The following is a 24127-nucleotide window of genomic DNA, read 5'->3' as shown; positions in this document are numbered from 1 at the left end:
CATCCCCGCCGAAAAAAAGCTTTGTGGTTATTTATGTTCTGTAGCAAGCCATGTTAAATACTTATCTAAAGGAAGTGGCTCAGTGTAATAGTAACCTTGTGCTTTATCGGCTCCGAGGTGTGTTAATAGGATGGCAGTGGCTTTGTCTTTCACACCCTCGATTGTGATATTCATACCTAAGTTATGAGCCACCTCAATCGAGGTTTTAACAATGACTTGGTTTTTTTCGTTGTTAGATAAGTCATTTACAAAGGACTTATCTACTTTGAGTGTTGAAAATGAGTAATTTAATAAATAACTGAGTGAAGAGTGATCTGTACCAAAATCATCTAATGCTACATTTATTCCTAATTGTTTTAATTTAGAAATAAATAACTTCATCTCCTCTTGTTGCTCTATGAAAGCCGATTCAGCTAATTCAAACTGTAATTTCGCTGCTGAGATATTATATTTAAGTAAGGTGTTTTCTATTTTCTCAATAAGGTTGGGTATCGTTAAGTTTTTCGGACTTAAATTTACGCTTATAGAATGGTTATGATGACCTTCTTTTGTAAGTACTTCGAGAGTCTTGCAGGCTTGGTCAATAATCCATAAAGTAAGCTCGTTTATAATTCCGGTTTTTTTAGCAAGGCTTATTAGCGCTTTAATATCTATAGTTTGCGCTGCATTAGGCCAGCGTAATAATGCTTCTGCACCCGTGACGTTATCTGTTTTTAAATCAACGAATGGCTGTAAATAAATAACCAGCTGATTATTACGAATGGCGTCTTGTAAGGCTGCTGCTAAGGCAAGGTTTACAGTCATAGTGTTACTACTTTCTATGGGGTTACGTGCCTGATTTAAATGCATGTAACCACGCTGTAACCAGGCATCAAAGGCATCATTTTCGATGGGGGTAGCAACACTTAAGTTGTACTCTAGCTGTAAATCGAGACCGGATACTGCATAGTGCTTAGGTAGTAATTTAACCATACTTGTTAGTAATTCATAGGTGCTTTGTGCGGGTTGTATTTTTGTACATATAAAAGCGACTACACCGCCGCTTAAATCGGCTACTTTAGGGCTGTTATCAAGGCTTATATCTAGGTTAGCAAATTGGCGGCGCTTAAATAGGCTTTGCTCAAGTGTTGCGGCAACTGTTGCTACAATATCACTGCCTTGTTGAGGGTTTAAAATACTCATTAATGTATTGAAGTGACGAATTTTTATCAGGCATAAAGTTGAATTTCGCTGGTTATCACTGAGGGCCATATACGCCTGCTTTAGCATTGCTTGATTAAGTAACTTGGTTTGCTGGGTGTGGGTGGCATGATAAAGCGCCTTTTCGCGTTGGTAGCGAACGCGATCGGCTAATGCCATAGCCATTAGTACAACTTCAAATAAAATAGCGACTAAGAATAGGTGGCGTGTAGTAAAGCTATAAGCTATAAAGCCGGTTAGTTCAAGTGGTTGTACTGCTGCACCGATGATCAATGGTACCCATGAAATAATATAAAATTTTGTCCAACGAAAGCCACTCATAAGTTTTTTATAAATCATGGTAAAACATAAAATATAAATGAATATCATAATCACAAAAAAGACTTTTGAAGCGGTGTACTCCACAATAAAGTAGCTGCTTACACCTAATACTGTTAGTAGCCATAAAAATGCGATGCTGGTTTTATATAAACGACACTTATCTTTATGGTATCGTAAAAACATGGTGCAAAAAGCCACTGTGAAAAAGGCTATATAATAGTTACTAACAACAATATGATGATTAAAAAATAGTTGCCATGACAGTGGCCAAATATAAAAACCGAAGCCCAGTACTGACCCCATTAATAACAGCGCCGAGAGTATATAGCCTATATATACTAAGTACACGCGATCGCGAATACCAAAATAAAGCACCAAGTTATATAAGGCTGCCATGATCAGTACGCCAACAAAAACTCCCCAAATAGCCGATTGTGATCTGATCAGATCTTTAAACTCTTTACTGCCATAAATATTAATAGGGGTTTTGCTAATGCCAACGGTGTCCACTTTAATGATTAACCGCTGTGCTTGATTGGCATCAAGGGTGAGTGCTATATGCGGTACGCTATATTGAAAGAGTGTTAAATTGGGTGTTTTATCACCTAGCTTTACACTATTAAGCAGGTTTTGGTGTTCATCTAGTTGGTAAACAGTGAGATGGTCAACCATTGGATTATCAAAATGCACGTTCATATGTGCAGGAGTAGACTGCTTATTTTTAAGGTTAACGACTAGCCAATAGTTTTGCGGCTTTAAGTCCCAACTAATATTGCTTAAAGGTTGCTTTATTAGCGCATCAGGAGACGCTAGTAGTTGTTGTAGGGTCAGTTCTTTAGTTGGGTCAATACGATAGGCATAAGTGGTATAAACTGCGGCTGTTTTATCAATAGTATAGCGGGTTGGCGTCACAAGATGACTTGCAAAGTTGCTGGTAATAAAAAATAAAGTAAGCAAAATAGCGATTGCTATAAAATGATATCGTATAGTTTTATGTTCCACTTAACTACTTATGAAATTGTACCTTTTATTTAGTTAGTGTAGCATCAAAAAAGCGCAGATAAACTGCGCTTTTTGTATTTAATTAACCCGTAGACTAAGTTAAGTTAGCTAATTATTGCTCGCGGACAATGGCACGATAAGCAATATCTGTACGATATTCCATACCTTTCCAGCTAATTTCGTCAACTAATTGATAGGCACGATGTTGTGCTTCGGTTACGGTATTACCCAGCGCAGTTGCACATAATACACGGCCACCGGCCGTTACGACATTTTTTCCATCTTGTTTAGTACCTGCATGAAATACTTTCTCGCCTGTAGGGTAGTTTACTTTTAGGCCATTGATAGTATCACCTTTTGGATAGCCATCTGGGTAACCACTGGCCGCAAGTACAACACCAACAGCTGCGCGTGGGTCAAACTCGATAGTGGTTCTATCAAGCTCTTCACGATTAGCGGCTTCAATCAATTCAACTAAATCTGATTGTAAGCGTAGCATCATAGGCTGTGTTTCAGGGTCACCAAAACGACAATTGTATTCGATCACTTTTGGCGTACCGGAGTCATCGATCATCAAGCCTGCATATAAAAAACCAGTGTATGGATGGCCTTCACTTGCCATACCTTCAACAGTTGGGTTGATCACTTCGTTCATTATACGATGATGGATTTCATCGGTAACTACAGGAGCCGGAGAGTATGCACCCATACCACCTGTGTTTGGCCCTTTATCACCATTGTAAGCGCGTTTATGATCTTGGCTAGTAGCAAACGGTAGTACGTTTTTACCATCAACCATTACGATAAACGACGCTTCTTCACCTTCTAAAAACTCTTCGATTACTACGCGGCTACCGGCTTCACCAAAGGCATTACCTGCAAGCATGTCGCGGATAGCATCTTCAGCATCAGCTTCAGTCATAGCAACAATAACGCCTTTGCCCGCAGCTAACCCATCGGCTTTAATGACAATCGGTGCGCCTTTTTCTTTTAAGTAAGCAATAGCTGGGTCGATTTGTTCAAACGTTTGGTAGTCTGCTGTTGGAATATTGTGACGTGCTAAAAAGTCTTTGGTGAACGACTTAGAGCCTTCAAGCTGTGCAGCACCTGCAGTTGGACCAAAAATAGCTAAATCGTGCTCACGAAACTTATCGACTACACCTAAAACCAGTGGCACTTCAGGGCCAACAATGGTTAGCTCAACATTATTTTGCTGTGCAAAGTTTAATAAGCCGTCTAAGTCTTCAACATTAATGGCTACATTCTCAAGCTTTGGCTCAAGTGCGGTACCTGCGTTACCTGGGGCAACAAATACAGTATTAACTTTTGTGTTTTGAGCGGCCTTAAACGCAAGTGCGTGTTCACGGCCGCCGCTGCCAATGACTAAAACATTCATGGCGAAAATATCCTATCTATTAAAGCGGTTTTTTAAATTTCAGCGTCATGCGGTCACTTTCACCGATAGCTTTATACTTAGCGGCGTCTTGCTCGCCTAGGCGTAAGCTTGGTGGAAGTGTCCATACACCCTTAGGGTGATCGGCTGTATCAAGAGGGTTGGCATTAATATCACTTGTTTTTTCAAGTTCAAAGCCAGCTTGTTTTGCAAGCTTAACCACGACACTTTGCTTCATATAACCTGATGACTTTTGCATTTCGTCTGCGCGTTCTTCAGGGAGACGGTGCTCAACGACACCTAAAGTGCCACCTGGTTTAAGGGCTTTATAAAACGATTTAAAAGCGCTTAACGCTGCTTCTTTATCTTTACCCATGTACCAATTATGAACATTACGGAAGGTTAATACCATATCCGCGCTGCTTGGGGGGGCAATATCTAAATGTGTTGAAGGAGCAAACTCAGTAATTTTTATGTTACTAAAGCGTTCATCTTCGGCTACTTTCTTTTTAAAACCAGCTAGTGAACGTTGATAATAGCCAACTGATGAGTTAGCAGGGAAATGTGCAGCATAATAAGTACCTTGCTCTTTAAGTGCTGGTGCTAATATATCAGCATACCAGCCACCGCCAGGTGCAATCTCAACCACGGTCATGGTTGGTTTAAAACCAAAAAACGTCAGTGTTTCTATTGGGTGACGGTATTGATCGCGTTCAGCATTACGTTCAGTTGCTTTAACGGCCTGTTTTAATGCCGAGTCATGGCCATGGTTATGGGCAACGGCGATAGTTGAGCTAACAGCCAAAGTGGCAACCAGTAACGTTTTTAGTGCAAATTTCATCGTTTGTTCCTTCATATTATTGTTATACGTTGGGTTATATAATAAGCAGAGTACGTGAATTTGGTGCAAACAAAAAGAGCTAACTTATGCCGTTAGCTCTTTGCGTAATTAATGGATTAATGGCGGAAGTGACGCATGCCAGTAAACACCATTGCCATACCAGCTTCATCAGCTGCAGCGATAACTTCGTCATCGCGCATTGAACCACCAGGTTGAATTACTGCTGTAATACCCGCATCGCGTGCTGCATCAATACCATCACGGAATGGGAAGAACGCATCTGACGCCATTACAGAGCCTTTCACTTCAAGGTTTTCGTCGGCGGCTTTAATACCGGCTATTTTAGCTGAGTAAACACGGCTCATTTGGCCTGCACCTACACCAATTGTCATACCATCACGGGCATAAACAATAGCGTTTGATTTAACAAACTTAGCGACTTTCCAGCAAAACAATAAGTCTTTAAGTTCTTGCTCAGAAGGTTGGCGCTTAGAAACAACTTTTAAGTCGCCCTGAGTTACCATACCTAAATCGCGGTCTTGAATTAATACGCCACCGTTAACACGTTTGATGTCATGCCCGGTTGCTTTTGCTGACCATTGGCCGCACTCAAGTAAGCGTATATTTTTCTTTGCTGAGATAATTTGCGCTGCAGCATCAGATACTTTAGGAGCTATAATTACTTCAACAAATTGACGCGATACGATTGCTTCAGCGGTGTCTGAATCAAGCTCTTGGTTAAAGGCAATGATGCCACCAAATGCTGATGTAGGATCTGTTTTAAATGCACGGTCGTAAGCTTCAAGGATGTTCTCACCAATTGAAACACCACATGGATTAGCGTGCTTTACGATTACACAGGCTGGTACGTCAAACTCTTTAACACATTCAAGGGCTGAATCTGTATCAGCTATGTTGTTAAAAGAAAGTGCCTTACCTTGTAGTTGAGTCGCAGTTGCAACAGAAGCTTCTTGCACGTCGTTTTCAACATAGAAAGCCGCGTCTTGGTGTGAGTTTTCACCATAGCGCATATCTTGCTTTTTAGTGAACTGCATGTTGATAGTACGTGGGAATTTAGTTTCCTCAACTGCTTCATCAGTGTAGTCAGCAACCATTTTACCGAAGTAGTTAGCGATCATGCCATCGTACTGTGCGGTGTGCTCGTAAGCGGCAATGGCAAGATCAAAACGTGTTTTGTAGGTAGTTGAACCGTTATTGCTTTGTATTTCGCTAATGACTCGGTCGTAATCATTAGCGTTTACAACGATCGTCACATCTTTATGGTTTTTAGCCGCTGCGCGTACCATTGTTGGGCCGCCGATATCGATGTTTTCAATGGCATCTTCAAGGCTGCAGTTTTCTTGAGCGACAGTATTCGCAAAGGGGTATAAGTTAACTACAACAATATCAATAGCAGAGATGTGATTCTCGCTCATTACAGCTTCATCTTGGCCACGACGGGCTAAAATGCCGCCATGAATTTTTGGGTGAAGGGTTTTAACGCGACCATCCATGATCTCAGGGTGACCGGTGTGGTCAGATACTTCAGTGACTTTAATGCCGTTATCAGCAAGTAATTTACACGTACCGCCAGTGGATAAAAGTTCTACGCCTTGTGATTCAAGAGCGCGAGCAAATTCAACAATACCGGTTTTATCTGACACACTTAGTAGTGCGCGACGAATTGGACGATGTGTATCCATTGTAGTTTGATTACCTCAGTGTTTGAGCTAGCTTAGAAAGACGCTATTTTAACTGAATACAGCTTAAAAAACGATGCTTAAAGAGTGAGGATTTTGCAATTAGGTGTTTTTTTGAGAATATTTTTTGACTATAAAAAAAGCACCCTAAGGTGCTTTTAAAAGTATATTTACAAAATACGCTTTGTATTGGATCAGTAAGCCAATACAAAGGGGATTAGTTCATCCCGTATTTCTTTAGTTTCTTACGTAAAGTACCACGATTGATACCTAGTAAGATTGCCGCACGTGTTTGGTTGCCACGTGTGTAAGTCATTACTTCTTCAAGTAATGGCGCCTCTAGCTCAGAAAGAACAAGGTCGTACACATCTTGCACGTCCTGACCGTTAAGCTGTTTTAAATAATGATGAACAGCTTTTTTCACTGCATCGCGTAATGGCTGCGGTTTCTCGTGTGACTGGACATGAGGGTTAGTGATAAATGGAGAAGTCACGTTTTGTTCGAACATTGTTTATATCTCTTTCTTTCTTAGTTAGCTGCTAGTGTTTTAAAGTATTGCTCTAATGTCTCGATTTGTGCCTGTGGATTATCGAGAGCATTAAATACTCGCCTAAACTGACCGTCACTGTCATGGGTTTGCAAATACCAAGATACATGTTTTCTAGCGATACGCGCTCCCATTGGCTCGCCGTAAAACGCATGAAGGTTCACCAAGTGTTCCATCAATATACCGCGCACTTCTGCAATTGCAGGTGCAGGTAAATGTTCTCCAGTTTGCAAATAGTGGTCTATCTCCCTAAATATCCAAGGGCGACCTTGGGCGGCTCGACCAATCATAATGGCATCTGCACCCGTATAGTCCAATACCTGTTTTGCCTTTTCGGGTGACGTAATATCACCATTAGCAACCACAGGAATCGACACTGAACGTTTTATATCCCTAATCGTGGCATATTCAGCTTCACCTTTGTACATACATGCGCGAGTACGCCCATGTACGGCTAATGAAGCGATGCCATAACGTTCAGCTATGCCCGCAATCTTTACACCGTTACGGTTGTCCTGATCCCATCCTGTTCGAATTTTTAGTGTCACAGGTACATCAACAGCGCTAACCACCGCATCAATAATTTGTTCCACTAAATCAGGAAACTGTAACAGGGCAGAGCCTGCGAGTTTCTTGTTCACTTTCTTTGCTGGACACCCCATATTAATATCTATGATCTGTGCACCATTGCTTACATTGAATTGTGCGGCCTGAGCCATTAGCTCAGGATCAGCTCCTGCTATTTGCACTGCACGAATACCCGACTCACCGATATGATCCATACGGTTCATCGACTTTTCGGTTTTCCATACCTTTGGGTTTGACGATAACATTTCAGATACAGCAAGCCCGGCACCTAAGCGACGGCAAAGTTGTCTAAATGGTCTGTCTGTAATACCCGCCATTGGAGCGACAATTACATTATTCTCAAGTTGGTATGAACCGATTCGCACTTTATTCAATAGGCCTCTTTTCAAGGGGCGCTAAGTTTACGGTTTTTTTAGCAAAAATCAAAGGCTATAAATTGAACAAAAGTGATTTTTTTTAACTTTTGTGTATTGACATTTGATAACGGTTTGACAAGTAGGTTTATTTGTTTGTTATTTAACCAATAATAATTTAGCTTAATTAAAATGATTATTATCACCTGTGTAAATATTAGGTAAAGCCTGTTAACAACAGGCTTTACAAGAATACTGGTATGTGCACTTTAATTTAGAGTTTTTATTCGGGGGAGGCCTTTTTTATGCCGCTTATACGTGTCCATTCACCTTCAACTGCAACTTCATCGAGGTTCAAAAAAGGCGTATAAACATCAGTCACAGATTGTGCTTGTTCTTCTAAAATACCCGACATAGCAATTTTTCCACCGGGTTTTAATAGACTTAGAATAACACTGTATAATTCTCTAAGAGGAGCCGCTAAAATATTAGCAACAACAATGTCAGCGGTAAATTCAGGCTGATCTTCAGGTAAATAAACCTCGAGCTGATCTGCGACGCCATTACGCTGTGCATTATCTTTACTTGCAGCGAGTGCTTGAGGGTCGATATCTATACCTATCATGCGCTCTGCACCGAGCTTAATCGCTGCGATGCCCAAAATGCCAGAACCACAGCCAAAATCAACCACAGTTTTACCGGTTAAATCTTGGCTTTCAAGCCACTTTAAGCACAGTGCGGTAGTCGCGTGGGTGCCCGTACCAAACGCAAGACCTGGATCAAGCAACACATTAACCGCGTCAGGATCTGGAATATCACGCCAGCTTGGGCACACCCATAATTTCTCGCCAAATTGAATAGGGTGAAAGTTATCCATCCATTCACGTTCCCAGTCTTTGTCTTCAAGTTGTTCAATTTTATAAACGAGTTTATCTGTAAGTGATTCATCTGCATTTAATAAAGCAACGACGCTTGGCATGTCATGAGTGGCTTCAAATAAGCCAATAACAGTAGTGTCAGTCCATAGCTCTACAGTACCAAGTTTTGGCTCATAGATAGGTGTGTCTTTGGCATCAACATAGGTTACAGATGCACTGCCGGCGTCCATTAAAATATCACTAATAAGATCTGCATTACTGGCATTTGCATTTATACGAATTTGGATCCAAGCCATTATCTTTCCTACAAATTGAAAAAGGCCGCTTAGCGGCCTTTTGATTATTATTTGTTAGTCGCTAGTTACTTAGCGTCTAAGAAGCTCTTCAGTAAGTCTGAACGAGAGGGGTGACGTAGTTTACGCAATGCCTTCGCTTCGATTTGGCGAATACGCTCACGAGTAACGTCAAATTGCTTACCTACTTCTTCTAAAGTGTGATCGGTATTCATATCAATACCAAAACGCATACGTAGTACTTTAGCTTCACGGGCGGTAAGACCTGCAAGTACGTCATTCGTTGCACCACGAAGAGATTCCATCGTTGCTGAATCAATAGGCGAATCAATGGTGGAGTCTTCAATAAAATCACCTAAGTGCGAATCTTCGTCATCACCAATTGGTGTTTCCATTGAGATCGGCTCTTTAGCAATTTTAAGTACCTTACGAATTTTATCCTCAGGCATTAACATGCGCTCAGCTAATTCTTCAGGATTTGGCTCGCGACCCATTTCTTGCAACATTTGACGAGAAATACGATTCAATTTATTGATCGTTTCAATCATATGCACCGGAATACGAATAGTGCGGGCTTGGTCGGCAATCGAACGTGTGATTGCTTGACGGATCCACCACGTTGCATAAGTTGAGAACTTATAGCCACGACGGTATTCAAATTTATCAACCGCTTTCATCAGGCCGATATTACCCTCTTGGATCAAATCTAAGAACTGTAAACCACGGTTTGTATATTTTTTAGCAATTGAAATTACAAGACGTAAGTTTGCTTCAACCATTTCTTTTTTCGCACGACGGGCTTTTGCTTCACCAATGCTCATACGACGGTTGATATCTTTAATACGCTCGATATTTAAGCCTGTGCTTTGTTCAATAACGCGAAGTTTATTGACGCAACGAATAATTTCAGGCTTAACTTCTTCAAGTTTAGCTGAATGCTTGTCGTTAGCAGCAATTTCTATATCAATCCAAGTAGCATCCGTTTCATTGTTAGCAAAGTGCTTAACAAAGGTTTTCTTAGGCAATTTGGCAATTTGTATAGCTTGCTTCATGATCAAACGTTCTTGAATACGTACACGATCCATCATTTCACGCATATTATTAACCATGCGATCAAACTGCTTAGGAATAAGCTTGAAGGTTCTGAACAGATCACCAATTTCTAAAATAGCGGCTTTCGAATCAGGGTGCGAACGACCTTTTGCGTCGAATGTTTCACGCGCTTTATTGTATAAATCACGAAGGTTTTCAAAATGAACACGGGCCTCTTCAGGATCTGGGCCAGTATCGACTTCTTCTTCGTCTTCATCGTCGTCGCTATCAGAATCATTATCGTTTGATTCATTAAGCTGTTCTTTGCTTAATTCAGAGCCGATATTGGTTGCTGAAATTGGCGCTTCATCTTCGTTAGGATCGAAAAAGCCAGAAATAATGTCGCTTAAGCGCATTTCTTCTGCTTCAAATTTATCCCATTGTTCAAGTAGATAAGTGATCGCTTCCGGGTATTCTGCTACCGAAATTTGAACCTGGTTAATACCTTCTTCAATACGTTTAGCGATAACAATTTCGCCTTCACGAGTAAGAAGTTCAACCGTGCCCATTTCACGCATGTACATACGCACTGGGTCAGTCGTTCGACCGATCTCTTTTTCTACAGTCGCAAGGGCAGCGGCCGCGGCTTCTGCCGCGTCTTCGTCTGTCGTCGTTTCTTGCATCATCAATTCATCAGCATCAGGCGCGTTTTCGCTAACCTTGATACCCATGTCATTGATCATGCTAATGATATCTTCTACCTGATCTGAATCGATAATATCTTGTGGAAGGTGATCATTAACTTCTGCAAAAGTTAAATAACCTTGCTCTTTACCTTTTTGAATCAGAAGCTTTAATTGTGACTGAGGAGTTGGATCCATAGAGATTTATTCTTCCACACTGAAAGTTGATACAACAGGCGCCAGTTTGCTTACTTATCAAGCTAAACTAAGTATTATTAGACGCAGTGAATAGCACAGTATAACAGCATTTATCAATTCTGACTAGCCGCTAACCCATGCAACTTAAGGTTACTTAGGTGTAGTGCCTTTTAATGCTTGAGTCAATAAATGACACTCAAGTCGTTCTTCGCTATTTAAGCCTTGTGTCTTGTCCTTAATTAATAAGGTCTCTAGTCGATAATTTAAACACTGATCTTCAATAAATTTAAAAGTATTTTTGAATTCAGCTTCTAAGCGCTCTTCATTTATCTCATGACGCCAAGTGGCTAATTTTATAAGTGCTTCATATTCCGAGCTTTCTCTAAAAGCTTCGAGTAATTGTGCTGTGGTTACTGATATTTTTTCTAATGCAAAGTGTTGCAAGCGCAACAACAAGCTGATCCCTGCGATATTCATTTGTGCTAAATCTGGCAAATAGGGGATGGCTTTGGCAAGTTCTGGGTGTTGCACTAATAAGCCAATAGCACGGCGCATGGGAGTAATTTTGAATTTACGTTCAATAGCATGTTGCTGTTTTGGTGTTTTTAAACGGTTATTAAGTTGCTCTTTAGTGCGACCAATTAATCGGCCTAAGTGTTCTAAAATATTTTCTTGATAGAAGTCACTGGGGATTTTTTCAATCAGTGGCAAGGTTGCACTAAGTAATTTGGCTTTACCTGCATCAGTTGTTAAATCAATGTCTTGGCTGAGCTTGTTGAATAACACTTTGGTAAAATCATCCGCCTGCGATAAGCGTTGTTCAAAAGCGTTCTTACCTTCTTGCAGTACGAGTGAGTCAGGGTCTTCACCATCTGGTAAAAATGCAAACTGTAGGGATTTACCATCGTTTAAATACGGTAGCGCATTTTCAAGGGCGCGCCAAGCAGCATCACGACCAGCACGATCACCATCGTAACAACAAATAACTTTATCGGTGGTTCTAAATAAGGTGTGCATATGCTCAGCGGTGGTGGCGGTGCCAAGTGCTGCAACTGCGTATTCAATACCTTGCTCACTAAGTGCAACCACGTCCATGTAACCTTCAACAATTAATACATGTTCGAGCTTTTTATGGGCTTGTTTAGCTTCATATAAGCCGTAAAGCTCAAAACCTTTATGAAAAATACGCGTCTCTGGTGAGTTTAAATATTTTGGACCTTGATCTGCTTGCATAACACGGCCACCAAAAGCGATGACTCGTCCGCGTTTGTCACGGATAGGAAACATTAAACGATCACGGAAAAAATCAAACTGTCTGCTTGGCGTTTTTTCTGAGGCGAGCTTAAGTTCAATCAACTGTTCTTTTTGTTCTTTATTACGACCGAGTTGTTGGCAAAGAGCCTCCCATTCATTGGGAGCATAACCAATCATAAACTTTTTAACAGTCTGGCCACTTAAGCCACGGCCTTTAACATAATCAATAACGGCTTTAGAATTGCTGTGATGCTTTAATTGATGCGCATAAAAACGAGCTGCGTGAAGCATTAAATCATAATCAGAGCGTTTTTGCGCCGCAGTACGCTCAGGGCCATTACTTGTACCGTGTTCTCGGGGGACATCAATGTTGAGCATGCTGGCTAGCTCTTCAATGGCATCAACAAATTCGAGCTTTTCGTATTCCATCATAAATGAAATAGCGTTGCCGTTAGCACCACAGCCAAAGCAATGATAAAACTGCTTATCTTGCGATACTGTAAAAGAAGGCGATTTTTCATTATGAAAAGGGCAACAGGCTTGATAGTCTTTACCTGCTTTTTTTAAACCCACTTTACCGTCAATGAGTTCAACAATATCTGTTCTGGCAAGTAAGTCATCTATAAAGTTACGGGGGATCTTTCCAGCCATGGGTTAAGCTATTTCCTGAGAGAATATCAAAATGTTTATATGTTCAAAAAAACGCAGATAGTAAATTTGAACACAAAAGACTAGCTTATAAAAGTTAAATAACAAATTTATAAATGCTATAAAGCAAGAAACCGAGCACTTGGCTCGGTTTACTTAAATCATACAATCGTATGTGGGATATATTAGGCAGTTAATCGTTGCTTAATTAAGCCTGAGATTTTACCTAAATCGGCACGACCTTCGGCTTTGCTTTTGATTGTACCCATTACTTTACCCATGTCTTGCATACCTGTTGCGTTAGTGTCAGCAATAGCCGTGTCAATAAGAGCAATGATCTCTTCTTCACTCAATTGTTGAGGTAAGAATTCTTCAAGTGCTTTAATCTCATTGGCTTCAACTTCAGCTAAATCTTCACGACCGGCATCTTTGTACTGGGTGTAAGAATCACGACGTTGTTTAACAAGCTTCACTAAAACGGCGGTAATAGCGTCATCGTCAAGTGTAATTCGCTCGTCAACTTCACGTTGTTTGATTGCAGCAAGTACCATGCGGATCGGGTTAAGACGTTGTTTGTCTTTCGCTCGCATTGCATCTTTTTGCGCATCTTTTAGCGTTATTAAAAGGCTCATTTATACAAGACCAAACTGATTAGTATAATCTAACGCGGCGTGCGTTATCGCGAGAAAGCTTTTTCATGTGACGTTTAACGGCAGCAGCTTTTTTACGCTTACGTTCAGCAGTTGGTTTTTCATAATGTTCGCGACGACGAACTTCTGAAAGGATACCTGCTTTTTCACATGAACGCTTGAAGCGACGAAGTGCTACGTCAAACGGTTCGTTCTCTCTTACTTTAATTACTGGCATTAAAAATTCACCTACCTAAATAATGAGCGTTGCTCAAGTTGATCAAACAATGATCAAGTGGTTCAAAAATGGTGCGGCATTATAATCCGAAGGGGCACCACATGTAAAGGATAATAATAACAGAAAGTCGCAATACGCAACAGGGTTAATTTGAGCCTCGTTGATATAGCTGACATAATACTTGGCCTGCTTTTTTCTCTTTTATTAACAACCAATTAGCGGGTGTGTTAAGGTTATTAAGTTCACTTTCTACTTCCACATATATCAAAGCTTGGTCGCTTAACCAGCGATTTTCTTCAAGTGATTGGCAGGTTTTTTCAGCCAAATTCTGACGAAATGGTGGGTCAATAAAGATTAAATTAAATTGCTCTGAGTCTGTATTATCAGCAAGTAAAGTCAACGTGTTTGTTTGCTTTACTTTTGCGTTTGTCAGTTCGAGGGTAGTGATATTATTGGTTAATTGCGTTGCTGCTGCTTTATCTAGCTCAATAAAAAGTGCGGACTGTGCAAAACGTGATAAAGCCTCAAAACCAAGCCCACCAGAACCCGAATAGCAATCAAGTACCTTAGCGCCGTGCGTATCTTGCATTAACCAGTTAAAAACAGTTTCTTTAATGCGATCAGTTGTTGGTCGCAGACCTTGTACATCTTTAACGGGTAATTTCCGACCTCGAAACTGACCACTAATGATACGAATAAAGCCGTCACTCATGGTGTTTTTGCTATTTTTAGGGGGGGATTTTTTTCTCATTTCGCTCACTAAAAAATGGTATCTGAAACGTAGCTCAGATAATATATAGGCATATCGTAGCGCGTCATTTTTCAACTGCGCTAAAAGTGTTACCATTAATACCTTAGGCAATAGTTGGTTAACTGCTGGCCATGGGCTAGTCAATCATCAGACTATTATTCATATTAGTTTATCAGATTTTTATAAGTGGTTATTAGCAAGTATGGCAAAAAAAAGTAAATTCCTGTCTTGGTTAGGTTTTGGTAAATCAGAAAACAAACAACAAGAAGAGCAGGCAGTAACAGATGCTGATAACCAACAACAGCAAAACAAGCAGCAAACACCAGAACGCCTCACAGCCGAACAAGCAGAAGCTGAACGTGAAAAACAAGAGCGTGTTGCCGCTGAAAAGGCGCAAGCAGAAGCTGAGCGTGTAGAGCAAGAACGTGTTGCTGCACAAAAAGCGCATGCAGAAATAGCTACCGAACAAAAAGCAGAGCAACAACGTCGTGATGAAGCGACACGACTTGCAGAGCAAGAAGAGGCTATGCGCCTAGAGCAAGAACGTGTTGCTGCTGAAAAGGCGCAAGCAGAAGCTGAGCGTGTAGAGCAAGAACGTGTTGCCACTGAAAAGGCGCAAGCAGAAGCTGAGCGCGTAGAGCAGGAACGTGTTGCTGCTGAAAAGGCGCAAGCAGAAGCTGAGCGCGTAGAGCAAGAACGTATTGCTGCTGAAAAGGCGCAAGCAGAAGCTGAGCGTGTAGAGCAAGAACGTATTGCTGCTGAAAAGGCGCAAGCAGAAGCTGAGCGTGTAGAGCAAGAACGTATTGCTGCTGAAAAGGCGCAAGCAGAAGCTGAGCGCGTAGAGCAAGAACGTATTGCTGCTGAAAAGGCGCAAGCAGAAGCTGAGCGCGTAGAGCAAGAACGTGTTGCCGCTGAAAAGGCGCAAGCAGAAGCTGAGCGTGTAGAGCAAGAACGTGTTGCTGCGGAGCAAGAGACCGCTCGTTTAGAGAAAGAGCAAGTTGATGCTGAAAACGCTGAGGCCGAACGTCAAGAATTAGCAGAAGCTGAGCAACTTGAAGAGCAACATCTTGCTGAGCAAGAGGCAAAAGAAGCGCAACAAGCTAAAAAAGAACAACCAAAAAAAGAAGGCTTTTTTTCACGTCTTAAAAAGGGCTTATTAAAAACGAGAGTTAATATTGGCTCTGGATTTTCATCAATTTTTAGTGGTAAAAAAATTGATGATGACTTATTTGAAGAATTAGAAACGCAGCTACTTACAGCCGATTTAGGCGTAGATACCACCATGAAGCTAATTGATAGCCTTACTGATGCAGCTAATCGTAAACAGCTTAAAGATGGTGATGCCCTTTATGAGTTGATGAAACAAGAAATGGCAGCCATGCTTAAAACGGCAGAGCAACCACTTGAGATCCCAGCAAATAAAAAGCCATTTGTTATTTTAATGGTCGGCGTAAATGGCGTGGGTAAAACCACAACTATTGGTAAGCTTGCTAAGCAATTTCAAAGTGAAGGCAAGTCAGTGATGTTAGCTGCGGGTGATACTTTTCGAGCCGCTGCAGTTGAGCAATTACAAGTGTGGGGCGAGCGTAATAGCATTCCGGTTGTAGCGCAACATACTGGCGCCGATAGTGCCTCAGTGGTTTTTGATGCTTTTCAGGCTGCTAAAGCGCGCAATGTTGATGTGTTAATCGCAGATACAGCAGGGCGTTTGCAAAATAAAGATAACTTAATGCAAGAGCTTGAAAAAATAGCCCGCGTTATGAAAAAAATTGATCCTGATGCACCGCACGAAGTGATGCTAACAATTGATGCGGGCACTGGGCAAAATGCTATTAGCCAAGTTAACTTGTTTAACCAATGTGTTGGGCTAACCGGGATCACACTTTCAAAGCTTGATGGAACCGCTAAAGGCGGGGTCATTTTTGCTGTAGCAGACAAATTCAATATTCCTATTCGTTACATTGGTGTTGGTGAAAGTATTGATGATCTTCGCGCTTTTAAAAGTGACGACTTCATTGATGCGTTATTTAGCCAAGACGAGGACGAGGTTTAATCTCATATAGGGAGCGTGCTCCCTTTTCGCTGTAAGATGATTGATAATAAAAAATGATAAATTTTCAGCAAGTTAGTAAAACATACCCTGGTGGCCACCGTGCGCTGGAGAAAGTCAGTTTTCATATTAAACCCGGAGAACTGGCTTTTTTAACCGGTCACAGTGGAGCAGGTAAAAGTACCCTGTTAAAGCTTATCAGTTTGATGGAACGACCTTCAACTGGCAATATACTTATTAATGGTGTTGATTTAAACGCTGTTAAGTCTCGGCAAATACCTTATGTGCGCCGTGATATTGGGATTATTTTTCAAAACCATCGTTTATTAGAGCGCTATACAGTGTTTGATAATGTCGCTTTGCCATTGATTATCGAAGGCACTCACCATAAGCAAATTGCTAAGCGTGTGCATGGTGCTCTTGATAAGGTTGGCTTACTTGATAAAGTTAAATGCCATCCATCAACCCTTTCAGGCGGTGAGCAGCAGCGAGTTGGTATAGCTCGTGCCATTGTTAACTCGCCACCATTATTACTTGCCGATGAGCCAACGGGTAACCTTGATCCTGAGCTTTCAATGGACATATTAAGGTTATTTGAAGAGTTTAATAATCATGGTACTACGGTATTAATTGCCACCCATGATATTGGTTTGATCTCGCGTATGCGTTATCGCAGTTTAACATTAAGCGATGGTCGCATGAGTCAAGACCCTTTAGCGGAGGCTACGCTATGAGCTTACTTTTTAAAGGGCGAAAAAGTACCACTGAACGACCGAAAAAATCAGCGATAGCTGGCGGTTACTTTTTTATAATCAATATATTTCGTCAAGGTGTGCATAGTTTAGGTGAAATGTGGCGAACACCACTTGCATCGTTAATGACTATTGCGGTACTAGGCTTAAGTTTAACCTTACCTGCGACACTTTATTTAGTGGTAAAAAATGTCTCACAAGTGAGTAGTGGTTTTGAAGAAGCCGCTGAGATTTCTTTATTCGTAAAAGAGACCATAAATGAGAAAGAAACCCAGACCTTAGTTAAGCGTCTTGGGCTTTATCCCGAAATAGATAAAGTACGGTTTATAGCGAAAAATGACGCGCTAGTTGAGTTCAAGTCGGTGTCAGGGTTTGGTCAAGCATTAGAGTATCTGGATGCCAATCCTTTACCTGATGTGGTGGTGGTTACGCCTACTTCACGCTTTAGACAAGCAGAGACTGCCAAAGCGCTTTTAAAAAAGCTTGAAGCAGAACGCGAGGTCGACTTTGGCAAACTTGATATTGCTTGGCTTGAGCGACTCAATGCGCTGCTGAGCTTATTAAAAGAGAGTGTTATTACCATTGCCTTACTACTGTTAACTTCAGTTACTTTAATTATCGGCAACACTATACGGTTATCAATCATGGATAAAAAAGAAGAAATCCAAGTGATGAAACTAGTTGGTGCAACGAATACCTTTATCCATGCGCCATTTTTATGGACGGGTATTTGGTATGGCGTTATAGGTGGTTTATTCGCTTTTATTTGTGTGGCGTTGATGATGTGGTGGCTAGGCGCTGCGGTAAGTGAAGTGGCAGGGGTTTATCAAACATCGTTTGATTTAATTGGCTTGAGTGTTGGTGAGTTTGGGGTGTTAGTTTTACTGGCAACCAGCCTTGGTTTTATTGGCTCTTATTTATCGGTTAATCGCTATATTAAAGAAATAGAACCTGACAAAGTATGATCTTATTTTTGTCATAATGAGTTGTTATCCTCTCTTTTTAGCAGTTTAGAAAAATAAGTTTTATTTTTCTAAACTGCTCGCAAAGCTATAGTTCATCGCTTATTCAGTGGCTTAGCGTAAAATTAATTAATAGTAAAAAACCACTTGATTTAAACTTTAAAAAAGTTTTTAATTCAGGTTAGCACTCTCGGTTAAAGAGTGCTAAGATAGTTTCAAATGTTTATCACTGAGGTGAAAAATGAGTAAAGATTTATACGCGATGGCACTGACTGTAGGGCAACAAAGCGCAAGTATGGACGGTTACCTTCAAGCGGTAAGTACCATTCCTATGCTAAAAGCTGAGCAAGAAAAGAAATTAGCAACCCGCTTACAGGAAGAAGGCGATCTTAGTGCTGCAAAGCAACTCATTATGTCGCATTTACGCTTCGTCGCACATATCGCGAAAAGCTATTCAGGATACGGTTTACCTCAAGCTGATTTAATTCAGGAAGGTAATATCGGCCTAATGAAGGCGGTAAAACGTTTCGACCCAACAGTCGGCGTTCGTCTAGTTTCTTTTGCAGTGCATTGGATTAAAGCTGAGATTCATGAATTTGTGCTTAAAAATTGGCGCATTGTGAAAGTGGCAACCACTAAAGCACAACGTAAATTATTCTTTAATCTGCGCAAAAATAAAAAGCGTTTAGGTTGGTTTAACCAAGCTGAGGTTAGCACTGTTGCTAGCGAGCTAGGTGTGAGTGAAAAAGAAGTTCGTGAGATGGAATCGCGCATGAGCGGTCAAGACATGGGTTTTGATCTAACCGGTGACGACAATGATGACGCACCAACTAGCACTTATTCACCTGTACAGTACCTTACTGATGGCAGTAATGATTTAGCGGATGACGTTGAACAGCAGCAATGGCAAGAGCAATCACACTCTCGTTTATTTAGCGCTTTAAAAACGTTAGATGAGCGTTCTCAAGACATTGTTAGTGCGCGTTGGTTGTCTGACGACAAAGCTACATTGCAAGAGCTTGCACAAAAGTACAGTGTATCTGCAGAGCGTGTTCGCCAGCTTGAAAAGACAGCAATGAAAAAGCTACAAACAGCGATGGTCTAACAGAGCTTTAAGCTAAACAATTATACAAGCCTCGTATGCAAATACGGGGCTTTTTTGTGGGCTTAATTATTCTTTTATAAAGTAAACATCACTAAACCCCATGCGAGCAAATTCTTGGTCACGAAAATTGCGTACTGCGGCAGAGCCTTTAGAAGTCATTTCGATTTGCTGCACCATGCGTAAGTAATTAGTCAGATCAATACCTTCAGCGGCAGCAATTGCGTGATACATATCGTGGTACTTATCTTTTGAAAAATTAATCTCACGGGGCTGATTTTTAAATGTGTAGGTAATGCGTCGTGCCATAACAAGCTCGGTTAATATGTGAAGTTAAGCTAATTTTACACATTCTTGAGGCACCTCTCTACCTTTGAATGACTTGTGGGCAAGGTCAAGTTACAATAAGGAAACTATTTTTAGCCCAATAAGAAGTAACAATGAAATTATCTGTAGAGATCAGCAAATACCCATTACATCAAGATTACATCCCTTTTATTAAAGGCTTTATTGACCGTTTAAACGAATATGACGACCTTAAAGTGATCACCAATACCATGTCGACGCAAATTTTTGGTGACTACGATTTAGTAATGTCTGTAATTAATACTGAAATAAAGCGCTCATATGAAGAGTTTGGCAAAGCGATTTTTGTGTGTAAGTTTATTTCAGGCGATCTGTCGCCAGAGTAACAATAACCTTTTAGTATAGCGACTGAATAATGGACATGATTACGCAAATGCTGGCAGGTTTTACTGCTATGTCAGTATGGGAATATATAGCGGTTGGGCTTTCAATGACTTACTTGCTATTAGCGATAAAAGAAAGCTTATGGTGTTGGCCTGCTGCATTTGTAAGCACATTAATTTATACCATTATGTATTGGAATGGTGCTTTATTGATGGAGTCATTACTGCATTTTTACTATATGTATATGGCCGTTTATGGCTGGCAGTTATGGCGAAAAAATAAAGGCGAGCCACAAAGTTTATCCATTACTTCGTGGTCAGTACATCGCCATATGGTTATTTTATTAATGACGTCATTGGTATCAGTAGCGATTGGCTTTTTGATGTCTCACTACACCCATGCTGATTTTGCCTATTTAGACAGTTTTACCACCTGCTTTGCTGTTGTAACAACTTATTTGGTTGCAAAAAAAGTTCTCGAAAATTGGCTGTACTGGATCGTTATTGATGCTGCATCTATGTACCTTTATTACGAGAAAGGCTATTACCCAACGCTTGTACTATTCGTCTTTTACACTATTATGGCCGTGTGGGGATTTAAAACTTGGTATGAAGAATACGAGCAAAGTCATGAAAAACCGCTTGAGCAACTATAAATGACGAAACAGCAAATTACATCTGTTTTTCATCGCTATAATCCACAGTTAACGCTAAGCTCTATCACCCCCTTATTAAGTGGCTTGAGTAACGATAACTACTTAATATGCTGCCAAGACGCTGCATTTTTAATAAAATATTATCGTGATCATTGGCCGGATATAGGCCTTGATGCACAGCAGCACTATGCAACTAAAGGGTTTTGCCCAGCCCCCGTATGGCGTGAAAAAAAGAATCGTATTGCTATTTTTAACTACATTGAAGGTGAAGTTGGCACATGCTATCACCCTGATTTAATTAAACAGCTAGTGTCGCTACATGGGTATTCAGTGCAGACAGCGTGTATGAACATTACTTGGGAGCTTGAATATTATAAAAACTGTAGGTTATACCAGCTTTATAGTCAGGTCATTACTAAGGCGCTTAGAACGATTGGAAAACTTCCAGGTAACTTTGGTTTTTGTCATAATGATTTAGTGCGTGAAAATATTATTATTAACCAATCTCAGGCTTATTTAATTGATTTTGAATATGCTAAAACTAATGATGTTTATTTTGACTTAGCGTCACTGGTGGTTAGTTTTGACATGAGCGCTACTGAAAAGCAGCAATTACTTGATGACTATCAACAGCAATTAAAACAGCTGCAGTCACCAAAAGAGCCGTTATTTTATAACTCCCTTGATAAGCTGCATTGCTACCAAGTGGTATTTTTAGTGTTATGTATTTGTTGGTACGATCAGTATGAAATTAGTCAGTGCGCAATTAACCAGCATGAAATTAACAAAAAGGTGCTTTTACTATGCGCTCAATTAGATGAGCTGATCAAAGAAGTTACGTTTTAAATACCACTAAAGCATGTTGCAATCTCTTTATATTTAGCGACTTTATCAAGTATCAAATTGTGGTTCTCTATTCTCATCTGAGACTTTGCAAGATGAGTTATCTTTTACGAAACCCTGACATGCTTAACTTTAACATCTAAAAAATAAGCAAGCTGACCCGCGAAAATAAAAATCACTAGTGCTTTCTCGTAACGCATTTTATTAATTGTTGTTACTTGATAACGATTTTGTGCTTACTTGTGAAGTAATTTATTATAAATAGCCCAATTAATAAGCATATAGTGACTAGCTACTAGTAATTACGTGCAGATGGCTTTATTATTGCCATGCCTAAGCGCTGATATCGCGAGTTAGTGTGGTGGCAACTAAATGGCTCTCGTGGTGAAATGGATATCACGTGGCTCTCCGGAAGGAGAGCTATAAGAAAGCGGGAGTACAGTAATAGTGGGCTTACAATACATCTTTGTAAGTTCACGTTACAACTAAAAGTTAGTACCCCTTAACTTTATAGTCTTTATTCTTATTGGCCGCCCGTAGCTCAGCTGGATAGAGCGCACCCCTCCGGAGGGTGAGGCCAGAGGTTCGAATCCTCTCGGGCGGGCCATCTTCTCTTATAGTCCTTGGGACAGTTTAGGGACACTCAATATTGAGTGTTTCATATTGTCATAATTAGGACACTCTATGCTTTATTCAAAATCAACTTGCTTTACACGAATCCACATTAATTGTTTGGGCAAATTTCCAACTTTTTTTGCCCCAGTATTCCTTTCTTATTTTTGCGATGATTCTCAGTATTGGTCTACTCAGTTGGTTTGGGGGTTATAAATGGCAACTATTAAAAAGCGTGAAAATGGTAAGTGGCAAGCAAAAATTAGGCGTAAAGGGTATCCTGCGCAATCAAAAACGTTTGTTACAAAAAGTGAAGCGACTAAGTGGGCTCGAGATATTGAGTCTGATATGGATAAGTCTACCTTTAAGTCAACAAGTTTAGCTGAACAGAAAAAAATATCGGATGCGCTTGAAGATTACTGGATAGAGGAACTTACTGAAAAAAAATCAGCCAAAACTATTCGTTGTATGATCAATCGATTAAAGCTTGTTTTTGATGGATTAAGTTTACTTGATGTAACTGTGCATACTATACGTGAATACAAAGCTTATCGACTTGAAAAGGCGAAAGGTGACACTGTAAGAAAAGAGATGGCTCTAATAGGCCGCATGTTTAAGTATGCAATGAATGAGTGGCAAATATACTTACCGAATGGTAACCCCGTTACTTCAGTTTTACTTCCCCCAAAAGGCAAGCCGAGAGATAGACGCTTCAATGCTGGTGAAGAAGAGCGATTACTTGCATATGCTAAAAAGTACCAAGGTATTATTCACGACATCATAATACTTGCAATCGAAACAGGTATGCGTCGTGGTGAAATAGCTAATGCACGAAATAAACAAGAACTTGAAAAGGCCGGATATTGCTGTATTTGTTGGGAAGGGTTTAATGCAAAAGATTCAACTCTTTTTTTAAAAGATACAAAAAATGGTGAAAGTAGAGTCGTGCCATTGTCACGACGAGCCAAAGAGGTAATTTTAAAACAACCTAGAAAATTGAATGGACCAATATTTGATATTTTAAGTGATTCGGTAGGACATGCTTTTAATAAAGTTGCTGAGCGAGCAGGGATTGATGACTTTAGGTTTCATGATCTTCGGCATGAGGCTACCAGTCGCTTGTTCGAAAAGGGTCTGCAAATGATGGAAGTCTCAGCAATCACCGGGCATAAAGATTTAGCGAGCTTAAAGCGCTATACACATCTGAGAGCGACAGATTTGGTTAAAAAGCTGATGTAAGACATTTTATAACCGAAAGATTACCAAGCTCCACAATTGGTAATCACATCTATACAATTAGATATTCTTCAACATACCTAAATATTACAATAACACCTTCCGCCTTTTGGTAATTGAAGAGAAAGTTTGTTGCAATTACGTACTATTTGCAAAATTTTAACCCACTAAAACCTATGCCTCATAGGCGCTGCGCGGTGGGTTTTTGCTCTGCAAAAAAAAATCCAAAAAACATTGAAAAAAATAAAATGTGATATAATACGTTATAACGTATATGGAGGTGGTTATGAATAGTTGTATAGTAAATGATGGAAATCTTAAATTAGAGATAACTGGTAAAGGACTTAAAAGCCTTTTATTAAATGAAGGCACAGAAAAAGTTATTTCGTATGTTTCTTCTGTTCTTGAAGAAAAGTTTAAAGAGTTTCAAAACATACCTGATGTTGAAGAAAAACTGAGAAACCAAGAAAAGTTAAATAGATTAATACAAATACGCATGCTTCACGATGAAATCTTTGATGCTAAACACCCAATCAAAGCTCCTCCTGCAAAGATTAAACAATGGGTATCTTTACTATATGAATTGAAATTATCAGATATTAGTAATAAACAAATCCTTGTTTGTTCAAGCTTGTGGCTTGATAAAAATGCACAAATAGACTCAAAAGTGTTACAG

The 24127-nt window shown here is 40.2% G+C and carries 22 protein-coding genes and 1 tRNA gene; 10 read left to right on the top strand and 13 right to left on the bottom strand.

Annotation, left to right across the window (positions count from 1 at the left end; all coding sequences use genetic code 11):
* Positions 1-27 precede the first annotated feature (27 nt).
* From ACT3RM_RS06570 to rsmD, 12 genes are all read right to left on the bottom strand, one after another.
* Positions 28-2523, bottom strand: coding sequence for an EAL domain-containing protein (locus tag ACT3RM_RS06570; RefSeq protein ID WP_441994859.1), 2496 nt, complete (start codon positions 2521-2523; stop codon positions 28-30).
* A gap of 112 nt (positions 2524-2635) precedes the next feature.
* Entirely contained in the window at positions 2636-3919 is a 1284-nt protein-coding gene (gene purD, locus ACT3RM_RS06565) for a phosphoribosylamine--glycine ligase (protein ID WP_441994858.1), read from the bottom strand.
* A gap of 19 nt (positions 3920-3938) precedes the next feature.
* Positions 3939-4757 carry a class I SAM-dependent methyltransferase gene (locus ACT3RM_RS06560; protein ID WP_441994856.1) on the bottom strand — a complete coding sequence of 273 codons (819 nt, stop codon included), beginning with the start codon at positions 4755-4757 and terminating at the stop codon, positions 3939-3941.
* A gap of 116 nt (positions 4758-4873) precedes the next feature.
* The gene (purH, locus tag ACT3RM_RS06555; RefSeq protein WP_441992782.1) at positions 4874-6460 is read right to left on the bottom strand and encodes a bifunctional phosphoribosylaminoimidazolecarboxamide formyltransferase/IMP cyclohydrolase; all 1587 of its coding nucleotides are present in this window, start codon (positions 6458-6460) and stop codon (positions 4874-4876) included.
* Between the two features lie 214 nt (positions 6461-6674).
* The gene (fis, locus tag ACT3RM_RS06550; protein ID WP_002957804.1) at positions 6675-6965 is read right to left on the bottom strand and encodes a DNA-binding transcriptional regulator Fis; all 291 of its coding nucleotides are present in this window, start codon (positions 6963-6965) and stop codon (positions 6675-6677) included.
* Positions 6966-6985: 20 nt separating this feature from the next.
* On the bottom strand, positions 6986-7957 hold the full coding sequence (gene dusB, locus ACT3RM_RS06545) for a tRNA dihydrouridine synthase DusB (RefSeq protein WP_441834227.1): 972 nt from the start codon (positions 7955-7957) through the stop codon (positions 6986-6988).
* A gap of 271 nt (positions 7958-8228) precedes the next feature.
* Positions 8229-9119, bottom strand: coding sequence for a 50S ribosomal protein L11 methyltransferase (prmA, locus tag ACT3RM_RS06540; RefSeq protein WP_441834192.1), 891 nt, complete (start codon positions 9117-9119; stop codon positions 8229-8231).
* A gap of 65 nt (positions 9120-9184) precedes the next feature.
* Positions 9185-11029 carry an RNA polymerase sigma factor RpoD gene (rpoD, locus tag ACT3RM_RS06535; protein ID WP_441834191.1) on the bottom strand — a complete coding sequence of 615 codons (1845 nt, stop codon included), beginning with the start codon at positions 11027-11029 and terminating at the stop codon, positions 9185-9187.
* 150 nt (positions 11030-11179) lie between these two features.
* A complete protein-coding gene (gene dnaG, locus ACT3RM_RS06530) occupies positions 11180-12934 on the bottom strand; it encodes a DNA primase (protein WP_441834190.1) in 1755 nt (584 codons plus the stop codon).
* A gap of 182 nt (positions 12935-13116) precedes the next feature.
* Positions 13117-13563 carry a GatB/YqeY domain-containing protein gene (locus tag ACT3RM_RS06525; RefSeq protein ID WP_441834189.1) on the bottom strand — a complete coding sequence of 149 codons (447 nt, stop codon included), beginning with the start codon at positions 13561-13563 and terminating at the stop codon, positions 13117-13119.
* A gap of 19 nt (positions 13564-13582) precedes the next feature.
* Positions 13583-13798 (bottom strand): 30S ribosomal protein S21, encoded by a 216-nt coding sequence (rpsU, locus tag ACT3RM_RS06520; RefSeq protein WP_441834188.1) that lies wholly within the window; start codon positions 13796-13798, stop codon positions 13583-13585.
* A gap of 145 nt (positions 13799-13943) precedes the next feature.
* Complete coding sequence (gene rsmD / locus ACT3RM_RS06515; RefSeq protein ID WP_441834226.1) at positions 13944-14549, bottom strand: 16S rRNA (guanine(966)-N(2))-methyltransferase RsmD; 606 nt, start codon at positions 14547-14549, stop codon at positions 13944-13946.
* Between the two features lie 202 nt (positions 14550-14751).
* Between rsmD and ftsY the strand changes: the two genes are divergently transcribed.
* The 4 genes from ftsY to rpoH all read left to right on the top strand — a co-directional run bounded on the left by ftsY (position 14752) and on the right by rpoH (position 19418).
* Entirely contained in the window at positions 14752-16602 is a 1851-nt protein-coding gene (gene ftsY, locus ACT3RM_RS06510) for a signal recognition particle-docking protein FtsY (protein WP_444511349.1), read from the top strand.
* A gap of 53 nt (positions 16603-16655) precedes the next feature.
* Positions 16656-17333: a cell division ATP-binding protein FtsE gene (ftsE, locus tag ACT3RM_RS06505; RefSeq protein WP_441836304.1), complete on the top strand. Its 678-nt coding sequence runs from the start codon at positions 16656-16658 to the stop codon at positions 17331-17333.
* The gene (ftsX, locus tag ACT3RM_RS06500; RefSeq protein ID WP_441836303.1) at positions 17330-18316 is read left to right on the top strand and encodes a permease-like cell division protein FtsX; all 987 of its coding nucleotides are present in this window, start codon (positions 17330-17332) and stop codon (positions 18314-18316) included. The genes ftsE and ftsX overlap by 4 nt, the downstream gene beginning before the upstream one ends.
* A 238-nt stretch (positions 18317-18554) precedes the next feature.
* Positions 18555-19418: an RNA polymerase sigma factor RpoH gene (rpoH, locus tag ACT3RM_RS06495; RefSeq protein WP_441836302.1), complete on the top strand. Its 864-nt coding sequence runs from the start codon at positions 18555-18557 to the stop codon at positions 19416-19418.
* Between the two features lie 66 nt (positions 19419-19484).
* Here the strand turns inward: rpoH and ACT3RM_RS06490 are convergent, their stop codons facing one another.
* Positions 19485-19724, bottom strand: coding sequence for a DUF2960 domain-containing protein (locus ACT3RM_RS06490; protein WP_441836301.1), 240 nt, complete (start codon positions 19722-19724; stop codon positions 19485-19487).
* 131 nt (positions 19725-19855) lie between these two features.
* Between ACT3RM_RS06490 and ACT3RM_RS06485 the strand changes: the two genes are divergently transcribed.
* The 6 genes from ACT3RM_RS06485 to ACT3RM_RS06460 form a co-directional block, all read left to right on the top strand.
* Complete coding sequence (locus tag ACT3RM_RS06485; protein ID WP_441836300.1) at positions 19856-20107, top strand: hypothetical protein; 252 nt, start codon at positions 19856-19858, stop codon at positions 20105-20107.
* Positions 20108-20136: 29 nt separating this feature from the next.
* On the top strand, positions 20137-20760 hold the full coding sequence (gene pnuC, locus ACT3RM_RS06480; protein WP_441836299.1) for a nicotinamide riboside transporter PnuC: 624 nt from the start codon (positions 20137-20139) through the stop codon (positions 20758-20760).
* A complete protein-coding gene (locus tag ACT3RM_RS06475; protein WP_441836298.1) occupies positions 20761-21606 on the top strand; it encodes a phosphotransferase in 846 nt (281 codons plus the stop codon).
* A gap of 527 nt (positions 21607-22133) precedes the next feature.
* Positions 22134-22210: transfer RNA gene (locus tag ACT3RM_RS06470), tRNA-Arg, on the top strand.
* 221 nt (positions 22211-22431) lie between these two features.
* Positions 22432-23454, top strand: coding sequence for a site-specific integrase (locus tag ACT3RM_RS06465; protein WP_192532411.1), 1023 nt, complete (start codon positions 22432-22434; stop codon positions 23452-23454).
* Positions 23455-23737: 283 nt separating this feature from the next.
* A partial coding sequence (locus ACT3RM_RS06460) for a hypothetical protein (RefSeq protein ID WP_444511348.1) occupies positions 23738-24127 on the top strand: 390 nt, incomplete at its 3' end.

This window comes from Pseudoalteromonas sp. AOP7-A1-14, from assembly GCF_052376275.1.
Lineage (GTDB): Bacteria > Pseudomonadota > Gammaproteobacteria > Enterobacterales > Alteromonadaceae > Pseudoalteromonas.
Note: the sequence above shows the minus strand (reverse complement) of the source record. Positions and strands in the feature narration are given on the sequence as shown.

Bases quoted from the DNA above. Each gene is read 5' to 3' on its own strand.
- purD (WP_441994858.1), bottom strand. From the start codon at position 3,919: ATGAATGTTTTAGTCATTGGCAGCGGCGGCCGTGAACACGCACTTGCG.
- ACT3RM_RS06560 (WP_441994856.1), bottom strand. From the start codon at position 4,757: ATGAAATTTGCACTAAAAACGTTACTGGTTGCCACTTTGGCTGTTAGC.
- purH (WP_441992782.1), bottom strand. From the start codon at position 6,460: ATGGATACACATCGTCCAATTCGTCGCGCACTACTAAGTGTGTCAGAT.
- fis (WP_002957804.1), bottom strand. From the start codon at position 6,965: ATGTTCGAACAAAACGTGACTTCTCCATTTATCACTAACCCTCATGTC.
- prmA (WP_441834192.1), bottom strand. From the start codon at position 9,119: ATGGCTTGGATCCAAATTCGTATAAATGCAAATGCCAGTAATGCAGAT.
- rpoD (WP_441834191.1), bottom strand. From the start codon at position 11,029: ATGGATCCAACTCCTCAGTCACAATTAAAGCTTCTGATTCAAAAAGGT.
- dnaG (WP_441834190.1), bottom strand. From the start codon at position 12,934: ATGGCTGGAAAGATCCCCCGTAACTTTATAGATGACTTACTTGCCAGA.
- ACT3RM_RS06525 (WP_441834189.1), bottom strand. From the start codon at position 13,563: ATGAGCCTTTTAATAACGCTAAAAGATGCGCAAAAAGATGCAATGCGA.
- rpsU (WP_441834188.1), bottom strand. From the start codon at position 13,798: ATGCCAGTAATTAAAGTAAGAGAGAACGAACCGTTTGACGTAGCACTT.
- rsmD (WP_441834226.1), bottom strand. From the start codon at position 14,549: ATGAGAAAAAAATCCCCCCCTAAAAATAGCAAAAACACCATGAGTGAC.
- ftsY (WP_444511349.1), top strand. From the start codon at position 14,752: ATGGCAAAAAAAAGTAAATTCCTGTCTTGGTTAGGTTTTGGTAAATCA.
- ftsE (WP_441836304.1), top strand. From the start codon at position 16,656: ATGATAAATTTTCAGCAAGTTAGTAAAACATACCCTGGTGGCCACCGT.
- ftsX (WP_441836303.1), top strand. From the start codon at position 17,330: ATGAGCTTACTTTTTAAAGGGCGAAAAAGTACCACTGAACGACCGAAA.
- rpoH (WP_441836302.1), top strand. From the start codon at position 18,555: ATGAGTAAAGATTTATACGCGATGGCACTGACTGTAGGGCAACAAAGC.
- ACT3RM_RS06490 (WP_441836301.1), bottom strand. From the start codon at position 19,724: ATGGCACGACGCATTACCTACACATTTAAAAATCAGCCCCGTGAGATT.
- ACT3RM_RS06485 (WP_441836300.1), top strand. From the start codon at position 19,856: ATGAAATTATCTGTAGAGATCAGCAAATACCCATTACATCAAGATTAC.
- pnuC (WP_441836299.1), top strand. From the start codon at position 20,137: ATGGACATGATTACGCAAATGCTGGCAGGTTTTACTGCTATGTCAGTA.
- ACT3RM_RS06475 (WP_441836298.1), top strand. From the start codon at position 20,761: ATGACGAAACAGCAAATTACATCTGTTTTTCATCGCTATAATCCACAG.
- ACT3RM_RS06465 (WP_192532411.1), top strand. From the start codon at position 22,432: ATGGCAACTATTAAAAAGCGTGAAAATGGTAAGTGGCAAGCAAAAATT.